This is a genomic window from Thalassotalea euphylliae (assembly GCF_003390335.1).
GTDB lineage: Bacteria > Pseudomonadota > Gammaproteobacteria > Enterobacterales > Alteromonadaceae > Thalassotalea_F > Thalassotalea_F euphylliae_B.
Genome location: NZ_QUOU01000001.1, coordinates 299,689 through 314,052, shown reverse-complemented (window position 1 = coordinate 314,052; position 14,364 = coordinate 299,689). Strand labels below are relative to the sequence as shown.

Sequence of the window (14,364 nt, the reverse complement as noted above, 5' to 3'; positions counted from 1 at the left end):
TGAGGTATAGCAATACAATACCAGCACCTGTTTTTACAGGCTTTCAGTGGCATCCAGCTTTACTAATTCCCAAATGCAAAAAAGGCCGTTCTCGCGACCTTCTCAACGTGTATTCTAGCACCTACCGGGATTGGTCGATGCTTCTTTGAGGTACAGCGATACAACACCAGTGCCTATATCAGCTGCGTTAAATGGCACCACAATTTTACCAACCCCCAAACGCAAAAAAGGCCGCTTTCGCGACCTTCTCAACGTGTATGCTAGCATCTATCGATGATTGGTATTCGGGCTATCCCTGCCCTCACCCCGCTGGGGCCGCACTTTGTGCGTTCTAATACCAATTGAAATAAACATGTGATCTAATAGTTATGATTTTTCAATGATTAGATCATCATGCATCAACCAATAGAATTAAAAAAACTTGCCCAACAAGAGAGTGATGCGAGAGTCCGAATAAGATTGCTCGCCATTTATCACTTTTCACTCGGCCAAAATAGAGCACAAATAGCTAAATTGCTTGGTGTTGCTCGCGGTAGTGTTAATAAATGGGTTAATAAGTATCTCTCTGGTGGGCTTAAAGGGCTGCAAACCAAAGTAAATACAGGTAGACCCTCGAAACTATCACAAGCGCAACTGAACCAATTGTCAGCATTTGTGTTATCTCATGTCGAAAAAGACAGTGGTGGCAGGCTGATTGGGGAAGATATTCAAAAATTCATCGATAAAAAATTTGATGTCTCCTATTCACTGCGCAATATTTACCACTTATTACATGCACTTGGATTTAGTTGGATAACGAGCCGCTCCAAGCATCCTAAGCAATCCGAACAAGCCCAAGCGGTTTTTAAAAACCTTCCGACTGGAAACGATCCGTAACACTCCATGGCACGTTCAGCCCGAAGACATTGATGTATGGTTTCAAGATGAAGCGCGTTTTGGACAGCAAAACCAAGTGACAAGATTATGGGCTAAGAAAGGGAGTCGCCCCAGAGTGGTAAGGCAGCAGCAGTTTGACTATGGCTATTTATTTGGTGCTGTTTGTCCTTCAACAGGCCAAACCGAAGCGCTAATTACGCCGCTCGTCAATAAAGCGATGATGACAGAGCACTTGTCTCAAATATCCAAAGCTACACCTCAGGGTAGACATGCGGTGGTTATCATTGATGGTGCGGGGTGGCATACAATGGATACAGCTAGTCCATTTTCTAATCTTACGCTAATCAAGTTGCCACCCTATTCACCAGAGCTAAACCCAATTGAGCAAGTGTGGCAATGGTTACGCCAGCACTGTTTATCTAATCGTGTATTCAGCGGGTTTGATGAAATAGTAGAGCAGGTTTCAGTCGCTTGGAACACATTCATTTCGGATATTGATAGAGTGAAAAAACTTTGTACTCGCGATTGGATTCAAGTGGTCAGATAATTATTTCAATTGGTATAATTTGTTCTAGACAAATTAGTCGATGCTTCTCTTTGGGATAGCGATACAACACCAGCACCTAATACCGTTGGCTCTGTTGCAACAAAAATTTACTATACGCCAAACGCGAAAAAGGCCGCTTGCGCGACCTTCTCAACGTGTATTCTAGAATCTATCGATATTATTCGATGATTTTAGATACAACACCAGCACCTACTGTGCGGCCACCTTCACGGATAGCGAAGCGTAAACCTTCGTCCATCGCGATTGGGTTGATTAGCTCAACAACAAACTTCAAGTTGTCGCCAGGCATTACCATTTCTACACCTTCTGGAAGCTCTACAGCACCAGTGATGTCAGTTGTACGGAAGTAGAACTGTGGACGGTAGCCTTTGAAGAATGGCGTGTGACGGCCACCTTCGTCTTTAGTCAATACGTATACTTCTGACTCGAACTTAGTGTGTGGGTTGATTGAACCAGGCTTACATAGTACTTGACCACGTTGTACTTCGTCACGCTTAGTACCACGAAGAAGAACACCACAGTTCTCACCCGCACGACCTTCGTCAAGAAGTTTACGGAACATTTCAACACCAGTACAAGTAGTAGTTGTAGTTTCTTTGATACCTACGATTTCTACGTCGTCACCTACTGTGATGATACCACGCTCAACACGACCTGTTACTACAGTACCACGGCCTTGGATTGAGAATACGTCTTCGATTGGTAAAATGAAGTCACCGTCGATTGCACGCTCTGGCTCTGGAATGTATGTGTCTAAGTGGTTAGCAAGTTCTAATACTTTCTCTTCCCACTGTGCTTCACCGTTAAGTGCGCCTAATGCTGAACCAGCTACTACTGGTAAGTCATCACCTGGGAAGTCGTATTCAGAAAGTAGTTCACGGATTTCCATTTCTACTAACTCAAGTAACTCTTCGTCATCTACCATGTCACATTTGTTCATGAATACGATGATGTAAGGTACACCTACTTGGCGAGAAAGAAGGATGTGCTCACGAGTTTGTGGCATTGGACCGTCAGTCGCAGCACATACTAAGATTGCGCCGTCCATTTGTGCAGCACCAGTGATCATGTTTTTAACGTAATCGGCGTGACCTGGACAGTCTACGTGTGCGTAGTGACGTGTTTCTGTGTCGTACTCGATGTGAGAAGTATTGATTGTAATACCACGCTCACGCTCTTCTGGAGCGTTATCGATTTGAGCGAAATCTTTTACTTCACCACCGTGAGTTTTTGTTAATACTGCAGAGATAGCAGCTGTTAAAGTAGTTTTACCGTGGTCAACGTGTCCGATAGTACCAACGTTTACGTGCGGTTTCGAACGTTCAAATTTTTCTTTAGCCACTTTTAAATACCTCAAGGTAAATTAAGTTATAAATAAATTTAAAAGATAGCGAGGGAATAGAGGATCTAAGAACTGGTGCTAATAGGCAGATTCGAACTGCCGACCTCACCCTTACCAAGGGTGCGCTCTACCAACTGAGCTATATCAGCACACACATACTTACAAAGATTGGAGCGGGTGGCGGGAATCGAACCCGCTTCATTAGCTTGGAAGGCTAAGGTAATAGCCAGTATACGACACCCGCTTACTATAACCAGACTATCTCTGCAAAAAATGGTGGAGGGAGGTGGATTCGAACCACCGAAGGCGGAGCCGTCAGATTTACAGTCTGATCCCTTTGGCCACTCGGGAACCCCTCCAATAATCTTTTACTTTCACTTTGCTAACAAAGTGAAAATTAATGGTGCCGACTGCCGGAGTCGAACTGGCGACCTACTGATTACAAGTCAGTTGCTCTACCAACTGAGCTAAGTCGGCACTACATTAAGTGGTGCGCATTCTAGTGTAATGTTTTTGTGCTTGCAATAGCTGTTAATAAAAAACTTACGATTTTAGCTCGTTTGCTGCTTTTTTATGCGAAAGTGCTAACAAACAATAAAATCAGCATAAAACTTACGCCTTAACTGCACTAAATTCAAGCTAAATAACAAGCGAGACCCTCAAACACGATTGCAGGTACGTAGTGAACGCGTGTTGAGTCTATATCTAGCATTTGTGCAATGCGCTCACCATTACCACCGGTGATCACCAATAAAGGGGTTACATCGTTTAATTGCTCAGCAGTGAGCATCGCTTGTTTAATCAAACCAACGGTTGATGCCCAAGCTGCTTGTGCCAAGTTATCGTTGGTATTACGGCCGAAACCAAGCGAGTTTATTTGTATTCTATCGCCACGAACATTCGCCGTGTTTGCTTGAATGCTGTTAAACAAGGTTTCAATACCCGCTAAAATCCACCCACCTTGGTGACAACCGTTCGAGTCTATGTAATCAATCGTGGTGGCTGTACCGGTATCAACCACGATACAAGCTTGATTGGCAAATCGCTTACTGGCGCCCAGCACCGCGAGCCAACGGTCAACGCCGAGTTGTTCATAGCGCTCATAACCATTGGTAACGCCAAAAGCTTTGTCTGGTGTTTTAACCTGCTGACACCGTATTTTTTGGGCTAATGCCCAGTGTTTAATTAACTCCTCAATATTTTGGTGAGCAACACTGGCAAGCACTAATTGATCGCAGCCGAGCCAGTGTTGATTAAACCAAGTAGTGGATAAACTTTGGTTGTCGCAGTATTGAATTGATGCGAGTTTGTCATCGACAACAAAGCAGTACTTAGTGCGAGTATTGCCGATATCGATCAATAGTTGCTTGTTACCGAGCATAAGCATTCACCTTAATTATCGACATCATCAGCACGTAAACTAACTTCACCACCATAAACAGGTTTTACCTGCCCGTGTTGTTCAAACAGCAATGCACCTTGTGCATTTACACCGCGACACATCCCGTGTTGTACGTTATCACCTGTCATAATTTTTACGTTTTGGTTCAAAAACAGATCTTGCTCAAACCAGTCACTTAGCATACTTTCTGTGCCTAAGCGCTCTTGCTGGGCTAAGCGGCGGTTTAGCGCAATAATGATGGCAACAGCAAGTTGATTTCTATCGATTTGAATCTCTGAAGAGTGCGATAAATGGCGTTGCAGATCTGTCCACGGCTGGCTGATTTCATGACCAGCCTGCTCTGGCATGCATAGGTTTAAACCAATGCCAATAACACTGTGACACGCGCCCGTTGCCTGCCCTTCTAAGTCGATCAAAATACCCGCTAGCTTTACGCCATCGAGGTACACATCATTCGGCCACTTTAATTGTACTTGCACTTCATAAAGTGCTTTGATGGCATCACTTATCGCCAACGCAGTTAACAAGCTAAGTCCCATTGCCGAGGACATGCCATCAGCTAGGTAGTGATAGTATGAAAGGTACAAATGCGAACCAAACGGCGAAATCCACTGACGGCCACGTCGACCGCGCCCCTGGCTCTGATATTCAGCAATACAAACTTGCCCAGGCTCTACCTGATTGGGCAATTTACGCAACAAGTAATCATTTGTTGAGTCAATTAGGGTGTGTACCTCAACATGGTTCGTTACTGATAATGCTTCCAAGGCATGACATATTGACGTTTTATCAAGCAGTACTAGTGGTGTTGCGAGTTGGTAACCTTTTCCGCGCACTCTGAAAATATCGAGTCCCATCTCTTGCAGTACTTTGACTTGATTAGCTACCGCAGCGCGAGAAACACTCAGCTCATCAGCAATATCTTGCCCAGACACAAACTGGCCAGCCGCCAAGGCCTGAATTAACTTTTCTCTTACTGATTTAGACATTGAGATTCACTCTTTATCAACAAGCGCTCACCATGCTCGCCAACAATTCTAACTTCTGGCTCAAGCGTAACGGCAAACTTTTTCGCTACAGTCTCAACAACCAGCTCTGCAAGCGCTGCAATATCTTGCCCTGTCGCACCACCAAAGTTGACCAGCACTAGTGCTTGTTTTTGGTGCACAGCGGCATCCCCTTGCCGATACCCCTTTAAACCAGCTTGGTCGATTAGCCAGCCAGCAGCAAGCTTTATCTGATCTTCACCTTGTGAATAAAAAGGAATATCGGGATATTGTGCTTGCAGCTTGTTAAAAACAGATTGCGTGACAACAGGGTTCTTAAAAAAGCTACCGACATTGGCTAGCTGCTTAGGATCCGGGAGCTTGCTATTGCGAATATCAATGACTTTGTTCATCACTTGTTCTGCTGTTGCCGTATCATTAAGCTCGTTAAGCCCGGCATAGGTCAACACAGGTTGCCATTTTTTAGGTAGTGACAAGTTAACTGAGGTTATTACCCCTTTACCTTTTAAGGCCTGTTTAAAAATGCTATCGCGGTAGCTAAATTGGCATTGTGCTACAGGCAGCTCTAGCTGCTCTGATGTCTCAAAATCAAACCACTCAACACTGTGGCAAAAGTTTGCGAATTCTACGCCATACGCACCAATATTTTGCACTGGTGCAGCCCCAACGCTCCCCGGAATTAACGCCAAATTTTCTAGGCCAAACATATTATTAGCCACAGTGTATTGAACTAATTGATGCCAGTTCTCTCCTGCCCCTACATTCAGGTGAAAATGGGTGTTAGTTTCTGACACTTTGACACCTATAATATTAGGTCGAATTAGCGTTGGCGTTTTACTGTCAACAAATAGCGTATTACTCCCCTCCCCCAGTATATAAACTGGTTGTTCGGGTATTGTTAGCGCCATTAATTGATTGAGTGATGTGATTTCAATTAACTGGTCACAATAAGCATTAATAGCCATAGTATTCATGGCTTTTATATTACCGCTTGAAAGATTATTCATAAGGTTTGAGAAAGGAGTTCGCGTTTTGCTTGGCGTAATAACAACAGGATAATATTAAAGGTACGTTGAGGTAAAGCAGACAAAGCCTTACAGCAAGTTGTTCGGCTAATCACTAACCGTGTTTGCCGACAGGTAATTTAATAATATTCCAATGCTCATTGTAGTATTTATGCGGGTATCACGAAGTACCAATATTGTCACTTTGATTGATCACTATGGCTTCAATAGAGTACTTTTCTTGATTGAGCAGTCTTAACCCAGAGGTAATTCGTTCACCCAACTAGAAAGTAACGCGCGAAGCCAAATGAGGTTGCTCGCCATTTATCACTTTTCTCTCGGTCAAAATAGAGCGCAAATAGCTCAACTACTTGGTGTTGCTCGAGGCAAAGTTAATAAGTGGGTTAACAGCGACCTATCGCAGGGGGCTTAAAAGGCTGCAAACCAAAGTAATACCAATTGAAATAATTATCTGACCACTTGAATCCAATCGCGAGTACAAAGTTTTTTCACTCTATCAATATCCGAAATGAATGTGTTCCAAGCGACTGAAACCAATTTCATTAAGTATTAAGTCACCTTAATCCAACCTCTCGAGCACATTTGTTTCACTCTGCTAGGAGTTGATATAAATGTGTTCCATGCTTTTGATACTTGCTCGACAATATCGTCATAACCTTTAAATGTTCGATTTGATAAACAGTGCTGGCGTATCCAACTCCATACCTGTTCAATTGGATTGAGCTCTGGAGAATAGGGTGGGAGCTTGATAAGAGTAACGTTGTCAAATGGCCGGAAGTATCAACAGTGTGCCACCCGGCACCATCGACAATAACAACTGCATGCCTGCCAGGCGCTGTCGCCTTGGATATTTGTTCCATATGTAATGTCATGGCTTCTTTGTTAACGCACGGTGTTATTAAAGCTTCAGTCTTTCCATTGCTTGGGCAAACTGCCCCAAATAAGTACCCATATTCATACTGTTGCTGTTTCACCACTCTAGGTCGAGTGCCGCATTCAGCCCAAACTCGCGTTGTTTGATTCTGCTGCCCAAATCTTGCTTCATCTTGAAACCAAATATCCATGTCTTCAGGCATGACATTAAATGGGGTGTTCACGATCGTTGACAGGCGAAACTTTTTTAAAAACTTCTTGAGCCTCTGCTGATTGCTTGGGGTGTTTGGAACGAGTTGTTATCCAGCTTAGCTCAAGACTGTGCAATAACCGATAAACATTGCCTATCTGATAGTTCACATTAAAGTTGTTGCTAATGTAGGTTTGAATATCAGCAGCAATCAGTCGCCCCCCATCACTGGACTGTGCGTGTTTTAAAACGAACGCTTTTAATTCAAGCTGTTGATGTAAAGTTAAATTGGCTGGGCGACCTGAAATAGGCTTGCTGTCTAAGCCAGTTAACCCTTTTTCCAAATAACTAGATACCCATTTATTCACGCTACTTCTAGCTGTATTTAGCCTTCGAGCGATATTGGCTCTATTTTCGCCTTCAAAAAATAATGACACTGCCAATAAGCGTATACGCTTTCGTGCATTTGACTCTTTTCTTGAGAGGGCTAATACCAATTGAAATAAATACTTAATCATTCAGCGAGAATTAAAAGGTTCAGAGGCAAGGCATTGATTGCAGAGAATGGTCGCACCCTTGTCAAAATCAATAACGCAGCATATGAACCTTTTAAACTCGCCCTTTGGGAGCGTGTCAGCGTCGCGATAACTGCGCCAAATTGATGAGATGTAGAACAACTATATCAACAAAAATTTGGCTTGTTCTCCCACCGCTGACAGCGCTCTGAATTGATCAATTAATTAATTCAATTGGTATAAAAGCTGTTTTGATGTTTTTAAGCTCAAGGCGGTTAATGAAGATTATGATAACAACCCTTATTAGATCAGATATTTAATTAAAATGGTATCAGATAATTATTTCAATTGGTATCGGTGGTGCTACAGCGCTATTGTCGCTGAGGTCTTTTTAAATAGCCAACACGAAAAAGCCCCTGTCTGAAGACAGGGGCTTTAGAATAAGTGCCTAGCGATGACCTACTCTCACATGGGACCTCCCACACTACCATCGGCGCAGTTGCATTTCACTTCTGAGTTCGGCATGGGGTCAGGTGGTTCTACAACGCTATTGTCGCTAGGCGAAACTTTTATTTACTGCCTTAGCAGTAAATTACAATCTGGAAAACTGTGACGTGTATGGATGCACTAATGTCGACAAGTGTCATGGATGACAGTTGTTTGTCGACGCTATATATTTTAATTCAAGTCGTACTCATAAGTACGTGATATCAGTCTTACAAAACCATTTGGGTGTTGTATGGTTAAGCCTCACGGGCAATTAGTATCAGTTAGCTCAAGGCCTCACAACCCTTACACACCTGACCTATCAACGTCGTAGTCTCCAACGACCCTTCAGGGGACTTAAAGTCCCAGTGAGAACTCATCTCAAAGCCTGCTTCCCGCTTAGATGCTTTCAGCGGTTATCAGTTCCGAACGTAGCTACCCGGCAATGCTTCTGGCGAAACAACCGGAACACCAGAGGTTCGTCCACTCCGGTCCTCTCGTACTAGGAGCAGCCCTCTTCAATTCTCAAACGCCCACGGCAGATAGGGACCGAACTGTCTCACGACGTTCTAAACCCAGCTCGCGTACCACTTTAAATGGCGAACAGCCATACCCTTGGGACCGACTTCAGCCCCAGGATGTGATGAGCCGACATCGAGGTGCCAAACACCGCCGTCGATATGAACTCTTGGGCGGTATCAGCCTGTTATCCCCGGAGTACCTTTTATCCGTTGAGCGATGGCCCTTCCATACAGAACCACCGGATCACTATGACCTGCTTTCGCACCTGCTCGACGTGTCTGTCTCGCAGTTAAGCTGGCTTATGCCATTGCACTAACCGTACGATGTCCGACCGTACTTAGCCAACCTTCGTGCTCCTCCGTTACGCTTTGGGAGGAGACCGCCCCAGTCAAACTACCCACCAGACAGTGTCCCCAACCGAGATAATCGGCCCAGGTTAGAACATCACGCATACAAGGGTGGTATTTCAAGGTTGGCTCCACTCACACTGGCGTGCAAGTTTCAAAGCCTCCCACCTATCCTACACATGTAGGAGCAATGTTCACTGTCAAGCTATAGTAAAGGTTCACGGGGTCTTTCCGTCTAGCCGCGGGTATACGGCATCTTAACCGCAATTTCAATTTCACTGAGTCTCGGGTGGAGACAGTGTGGCCATGATTACGCCATTCGTGCAGGTCGGAACTTACCCGACAAGGAATTTCGCTACCTTAGGACCGTTATAGTTACGGCCGCCGTTTACCGGGGCTTCGATCATGAGCTTCGCAGAGCTAACCCAATCAATTAACCTTCCGGCACCGGGCAGGCGTCACACCGTATACGTCATCTTTCGATTTTGCACAGTGCTGTGTTTTTAATAAACAGTTCCAGCCACCTGGTTACTTCGACCGACCTCAGCTTAGGGAGCAAGTCCCATCACCAGAGCCGGCGTACCTTCTCCCGAAGTTACGGTACTATTTTGCCTAGTTCCTTCACCCGAGTTCTCTCAAGCGCCTTAGTATTCTCTACCTAACCACCTGTGTCGGTTTGGGGTACGGTTCCTTTATATCTATGCTTAGAAGCTTTTCCTGGAAGCAGGGCATCAACAACTTCAACGCCGTAGCGTCTCGTCTCGACTCTCAGCCTTAGAAACCCGGATTTGCCTAAGTTTCCAGCCTACAATCTTTCACATGGACAACCAACGCCATGCTTGCTTAGCCTTCTCCGTCCCTCCATCGCAATATAAAGAAGTACAGAAATATTAATCTGTTTCCCATCGACTACACCTCTCGGTCTCGCCTTAGGGGCCGACTTACCCTGCCCTGATTAACATGGGACAGGAAACCTTGGTCTTTCGGCGAGGGGGTTTTTCACCCCCTTTATCGTTACTCATGTCAGCATTCGCACTTCTGATACCTCCAGCATGCTTCTCAACACACCTTCAACGGCTTACAGAACGCTCCCCTACCACTTGAGCAAAAGCTCAAATCCGCAGCTTCGGTGCATAGTTTAGCCCCGTTACATCTTCCGCGCAGACCGACTCGACTAGTGAGCTATTACGCTTTCTTTAAAGGATGGCTGCTTCTAAGCCAACCTCCTAGCTGTCTATGCCTTTCCACATCGTTTCCCACTTAACTATGACTTTGGGACCTTAGCTGGCGGTCTGGGTTGTTTCCCTCTTCACTACGGACGTTAGCACCCATAGTGTGTCTCCCGGATAGTACTCATTGGTATTCGGAGTTTGCAAAGGGTTGGTAAGTCGGGATGACCCCCTAGCCTTAACAGTGCTCTACCCCCAATGGTATTCGTCCGAGGCTCTACCTAAATAGATTTCGGGGAGAACCAGCTATCTCCCGGCTTGATTAGCCTTTCACTCCGACCCACAGGTCATCACCGCATTTTTCAACATACGTGTGTTCGGTCCTCCAGTTGGTGTTACCCAACCTTCAACCTGCCCATGGGTAGATCGCCGGGTTTCGGGTCTATACCCTGCAACTGAACGCGCAGTTAACACTCGCTTTCGCTACGGCTCCCCTAATCGGTTAACCTTGCTACAGAATATAAGTCGCTGACCCATTATACAAAAGGTACGCAGTCACCCTAAGGCTTCCACTGCTTGTACGTATACGGTTTCAGGTTCTATTTCACTCCCCTCACAGGGGTTCTTTTCGCCTTTCCCTCACGGTACTGGTTCACTATCGGTCAGTTAGGAGTATTTAGCCTTGGAGGATGGTCCCCCCATGTTCAGTCAACATTTCACGTGTGCCGACCTACTCGATTTCACTTATGTTTGTCTTCGTGTACGGGGCTATCACCCTGTATCGCCAAGCTTTCCAGCTTGTTCCACTAACGCCCATAAGCTTAAGGGCTAATTCCCGTTCGCTCGCCGCTACTAAGGAAATCTCGGTTGATTTCTTTTCCTCGGGGTACTTAGATGTTTCAGTTCTCCCGGTTCGCCTCAATAAGCTATGTATTCACTTATTGATAGTGCCTTATGGCACTGGGTTTCCCCATTCAGAAATCCTAGGTTATAACGGTTTTTATCACCTCACCTAGGCTTATCGCAGATTAACACGTCTTTCATCGCCTCTAACTGCCAAGGCATCCACCATATACGCTTAGTCACTTAACCATACAACCCCAAATAGTTTTACTTATTTAAGTCATCGAGAGACAAATCTCGATGCTAATGTATGACTGACATTTTCACGTACTCACTTACAAAGTAAGTGGAGTATGCTTGAATTAGATTGAAATAAGATAAGGAAAAATCTTATTTCAGGTTTGATTACTTTATTCATTAAAGAAAAGAGCGCGACACTCTTGTCTTACCTAAAGCAATCATTCGAATATATCGTTAAATATATTCGGGATATATATCAGCTTTCCAAATTGTTAAAGAACTCAATTTAAGACGCATTCGCTTAAATCGTGGTTAAAAAAACCAAATTGAAAATATCATCTAGATACCTTTAATTTGGCTTCTTGCTCTTGTGAAGAAGTGGTGGAGCTAAGCAGGATCGAACTGCTGACCTCCTGCGTGCAAGGCAGGCGCTCTCCCAGCTGAGCTATAGCCCCATCGATTGGGTAACCTACTAACGTAGATCTGGGTCGACTTGAAAACAAAGGGCCAATGTCACTGACGTGAATTGGTAGGTCTGGGCAGACTTGAACTGCCGACCTCACCCTTATCAGGGGTGCGCTCTAACCAGCTGAGCTACAGACCTATTTCAAGATCTTACTTCTTCATTCATCGTTATCAATGCAATGTGTGTGAACACTCAAGGTACATGGATGTACCTGTGTCGACTCGACAGGATGTCTGACTTGTCGACCCATAATGTGTCTTACTTCAAGATAAGGAGGTGATCCAACCCCAGGTTCCCCTAGGGTTACCTTGTTACGACTTCACCCCAGTCATGAATCACAAAGTGGTGACCGTCCTCCCTAAGGTTAAACTAGCCACTTCTTTTGCAACCCACTCCCATGGTGTGACGGGCGGTGTGTACAAGGCCCGGGAACGTATTCACCGCGACATTCTGATTCGCGATTACTAGCGATTCCGACTTCATGGAGTCGAGTTGCAGACTCCAATCCGGACTACGACGTACTTTCTGGGATTCGCTCCACCTCGCGGTCTTGCTGCCCTCTGTATACGCCATTGTAGCACGTGTGTAGCCCATCCCGTAAGGGCCATGATGACTTGACGTCGTCCCCACCTTCCTCCGGTTTATCACCGGCAGTCTCCTTAGAGTTCCCGACACGACTCGCTGGCAAATAAGGATAGGGGTTGCGCTCGTTGCGGGACTTAACCCAACATTTCACAACACGAGCTGACGACAGCCATGCAGCACCTGTCTCACAGTTCCCGAAGGCACGAAACTATCTCTAGTAACTTCTGTGGATGTCAAGGGATGGTAAGGTTCTTCGCGTTGCATCGAATTAAACCACATGCTCCACCGCTTGTGCGGGCCCCCGTCAATTCATTTGAGTTTTAACCTTGCGGCCGTACTCCCCAGGCGGTCAACTTAGCGCGTTAGCTACGCTACTCACGTTTCAAGAACACAAACAGCTAGTTGACATCGTTTACGGCGTGGACTACCAGGGTATCTAATCCTGTTCGCTCCCCACGCTTTCGTGCCTCAGCGTCAGTATCTGTCCAGGTGGCCGCCTTCGCCACTGATGTTCCTTCCAATCTCTACGCATTTCACCGCTACACTGGAAATTCCACCACCCTCTACAGTACTCTAGTCAAACAGTTCCAAATGCAGTTCCGAGGTTAAGCCCCGGGATTTCACATCTGGCTTATCAAACCGCCTACGCACGCTTTACGCCCAGTAATTCCGATTAACGCTCGCACCCTCCGTATTACCGCGGCTGCTGGCACGGAGTTAGCCGGTGCTTCTTCTGTCGCTAACGTCACAGCTAGCAGATATTACCTACTAACCTTTCCTCACGACTGAAAGTGCTTTACAACCCTAAGGCCTTCTTCACACACGCGGCATGGCTGCATCAGGGTTTCCCCCATTGTGCAATATTCCCCACTGCTGCCTCCCGTAGGAGTCTGGGCCGTGTCTCAGTCCCAGTGTGGCTGATCATCCTCTCAAACCAGCTAGAGATCGTCGCCATGGTAGGCCATTACCCCACCATCTAGCTAATCTCACTTGGGCTAATCTTTTGGCACGAGGTTCCGAAGAATCCCCCGCTTTGGTACTTCTCTTACGAAAAGCACATTATGCGGTATTAGCAGTCGTTTCCAACTGTTGTCCCCCACCAAAAGGCATATTCCCAAGCATTACTCACCCGTCCGCCGCTCGACGCCAAAGGAGCAAGCTCCTCTTCGTTTCCGCTCGACTTGCATGTGTTAAGCCTGCCGCCAGCGTTCAATCTGAGCCATGATCAAACTCTTCAATTAAAATCGTTTGTGATGACCTTCTGTTAGGAAAGACATCGGCTCAATGAATTCTGTACAAATAAAACTTATATATTAAGTAGTTTTTGCATGAGTTCACTGAGTTAATTTTTGCAAGCTCGAAACTTGCTTATTTGTAAAATCAACATCATGTGAATGCTCACACAAATTGCATGATAACTAATTGTTAAAGATGCCTACACGAAGTAGGTATACCGAACCGTTCATGGATGAACGTTTTGTTCGGCGCGAGTTAACAATCGCATTCGTTGTTAAACCGCTTACTCTCTCGTTGAGAGCGGATGCGCATTCTACGCTTCCTAGTTTTGATGTCAACAACTTTTTGAAATTTAATTTCTAAGTTATTAACCTCAAACTTTTATTGATTAGTATTTGAATCAATTTAACTAATTACTAAGCAATAAAAGCTTTGATTAAAAAGCCCGACACCTTGTATCGGGCTTTTCTAATTAAGTACCTAGCGATGACCTACTCTCACATGGGACCTCCCACACTACCATCGGCGCAGTTGCATTTCACTTCTGAGTTCGGCATGGGGTCAGGTGGTTCTACAACGCTATTGTCGCTAGGCGAAAAAAGTTACAATTTGGAAAGCTATATTTTATATATCGTTTTAATTCAAGTCGTACTCATAAGTACGTGATATCAG

6 protein-coding genes, 6 tRNA genes, 4 rRNA genes and 1 pseudogene are annotated in these 14,364 nt (G+C 45.3%); 2 read left to right on the top strand and 15 right to left on the bottom strand.

The window, feature by feature from the left end; all coding sequences use genetic code 11:
* Positions 1–393 precede the first annotated feature (393 nt).
* A protein-coding gene (locus DXX93_RS01380) for an IS630 family transposase (RefSeq protein WP_374188918.1) occupies positions 394–1,423 on the top strand; the annotation gives its coding sequence in 2 pieces (ribosomal slippage) (positions 394–852 and positions 854–1,423; 1,029 coding nt in all).
* Positions 1,424–1,601: 178 nt separating this feature from the next.
* On the opposite strand, the gene tuf is transcribed toward DXX93_RS01380, so the two are convergent.
* From tuf to murB, 8 genes are all read right to left on the bottom strand, one after another.
* Positions 1,602–2,786, bottom strand: coding sequence for an elongation factor Tu (tuf, locus tag DXX93_RS01375; RefSeq protein ID WP_116006486.1), 1,185 nt, complete (start codon positions 2,784–2,786; stop codon positions 1,602–1,604).
* 73 nt (positions 2,787–2,859) lie between these two features.
* Positions 2,860–2,935, bottom strand: a tRNA-Thr gene (locus tag DXX93_RS01370).
* 20 nt (positions 2,936–2,955) lie between these two features.
* A tRNA-Gly gene (locus DXX93_RS01365) sits at positions 2,956–3,030 on the bottom strand.
* A 30-nt stretch (positions 3,031–3,060) separates the two neighbouring features.
* Positions 3,061–3,145 (bottom strand) — tRNA-Tyr (locus DXX93_RS01360).
* Between the two features lie 42 nt (positions 3,146–3,187).
* Positions 3,188–3,263: transfer RNA gene (locus DXX93_RS01355), tRNA-Thr, on the bottom strand.
* A 157-nt stretch (positions 3,264–3,420) separates the two neighbouring features.
* Positions 3,421–4,167, bottom strand: coding sequence for a type III pantothenate kinase (locus tag DXX93_RS01350; protein ID WP_181902106.1), 747 nt, complete (start codon positions 4,165–4,167; stop codon positions 3,421–3,423).
* A gap of 11 nt (positions 4,168–4,178) precedes the next feature.
* Positions 4,179–5,177: a bifunctional biotin--[acetyl-CoA-carboxylase] ligase/biotin operon repressor BirA gene (gene birA, locus DXX93_RS01345; protein ID WP_116006484.1), complete on the bottom strand. Its 999-nt coding sequence runs from the start codon at positions 5,175–5,177 to the stop codon at positions 4,179–4,181.
* Positions 5,162–6,202 carry a UDP-N-acetylmuramate dehydrogenase gene (gene murB / locus DXX93_RS01340; RefSeq protein WP_116006483.1) on the bottom strand — a complete coding sequence of 347 codons (1,041 nt, stop codon included), beginning with the start codon at positions 6,200–6,202 and terminating at the stop codon, positions 5,162–5,164. Before murB ends, birA begins: the two co-directional genes overlap by 16 nt.
* A gap of 304 nt (positions 6,203–6,506) precedes the next feature.
* Here murB and DXX93_RS21165 point away from each other — a divergent pair, with 304 nt between their 5' ends.
* Complete coding sequence (locus tag DXX93_RS21165) at positions 6,507–6,632, top strand: helix-turn-helix domain-containing protein (RefSeq protein ID WP_116006482.1); 126 nt, start codon at positions 6,507–6,509, stop codon at positions 6,630–6,632.
* Between the two features lie 137 nt (positions 6,633–6,769).
* Here DXX93_RS21165 and DXX93_RS01330 read toward each other — a convergent pair.
* From DXX93_RS01330 to rrf (DXX93_RS01300), 7 genes and pseudogenes are all read right to left on the bottom strand, one after another.
* Positions 6,770–7,801 (bottom strand): annotated as a pseudogene (locus DXX93_RS01330) (IS630 family transposase).
* 443 nt (positions 7,802–8,244) lie between these two features.
* Positions 8,245–8,359 (bottom strand): 5S ribosomal RNA (gene rrf, locus DXX93_RS01325).
* Between the two features lie 178 nt (positions 8,360–8,537).
* Positions 8,538–11,414, bottom strand: a 23S ribosomal RNA gene (locus tag DXX93_RS01320).
* Between the two features lie 370 nt (positions 11,415–11,784).
* Positions 11,785–11,860: transfer RNA gene (locus tag DXX93_RS01315), tRNA-Ala, on the bottom strand.
* Positions 11,861–11,932: 72 nt separating this feature from the next.
* A tRNA-Ile gene (locus DXX93_RS01310) sits at positions 11,933–12,009 on the bottom strand.
* A gap of 131 nt (positions 12,010–12,140) precedes the next feature.
* A 16S ribosomal RNA gene (locus DXX93_RS01305) occupies positions 12,141–13,697 on the bottom strand.
* A gap of 473 nt (positions 13,698–14,170) precedes the next feature.
* Positions 14,171–14,285, bottom strand: a 5S ribosomal RNA gene (gene rrf / locus DXX93_RS01300).
* The 16S, 23S and 5S rRNA genes sit together here with 2 tRNA genes alongside, the layout of an rRNA operon.
* Positions 14,286–14,364: the final 79 nt, after the last annotated feature.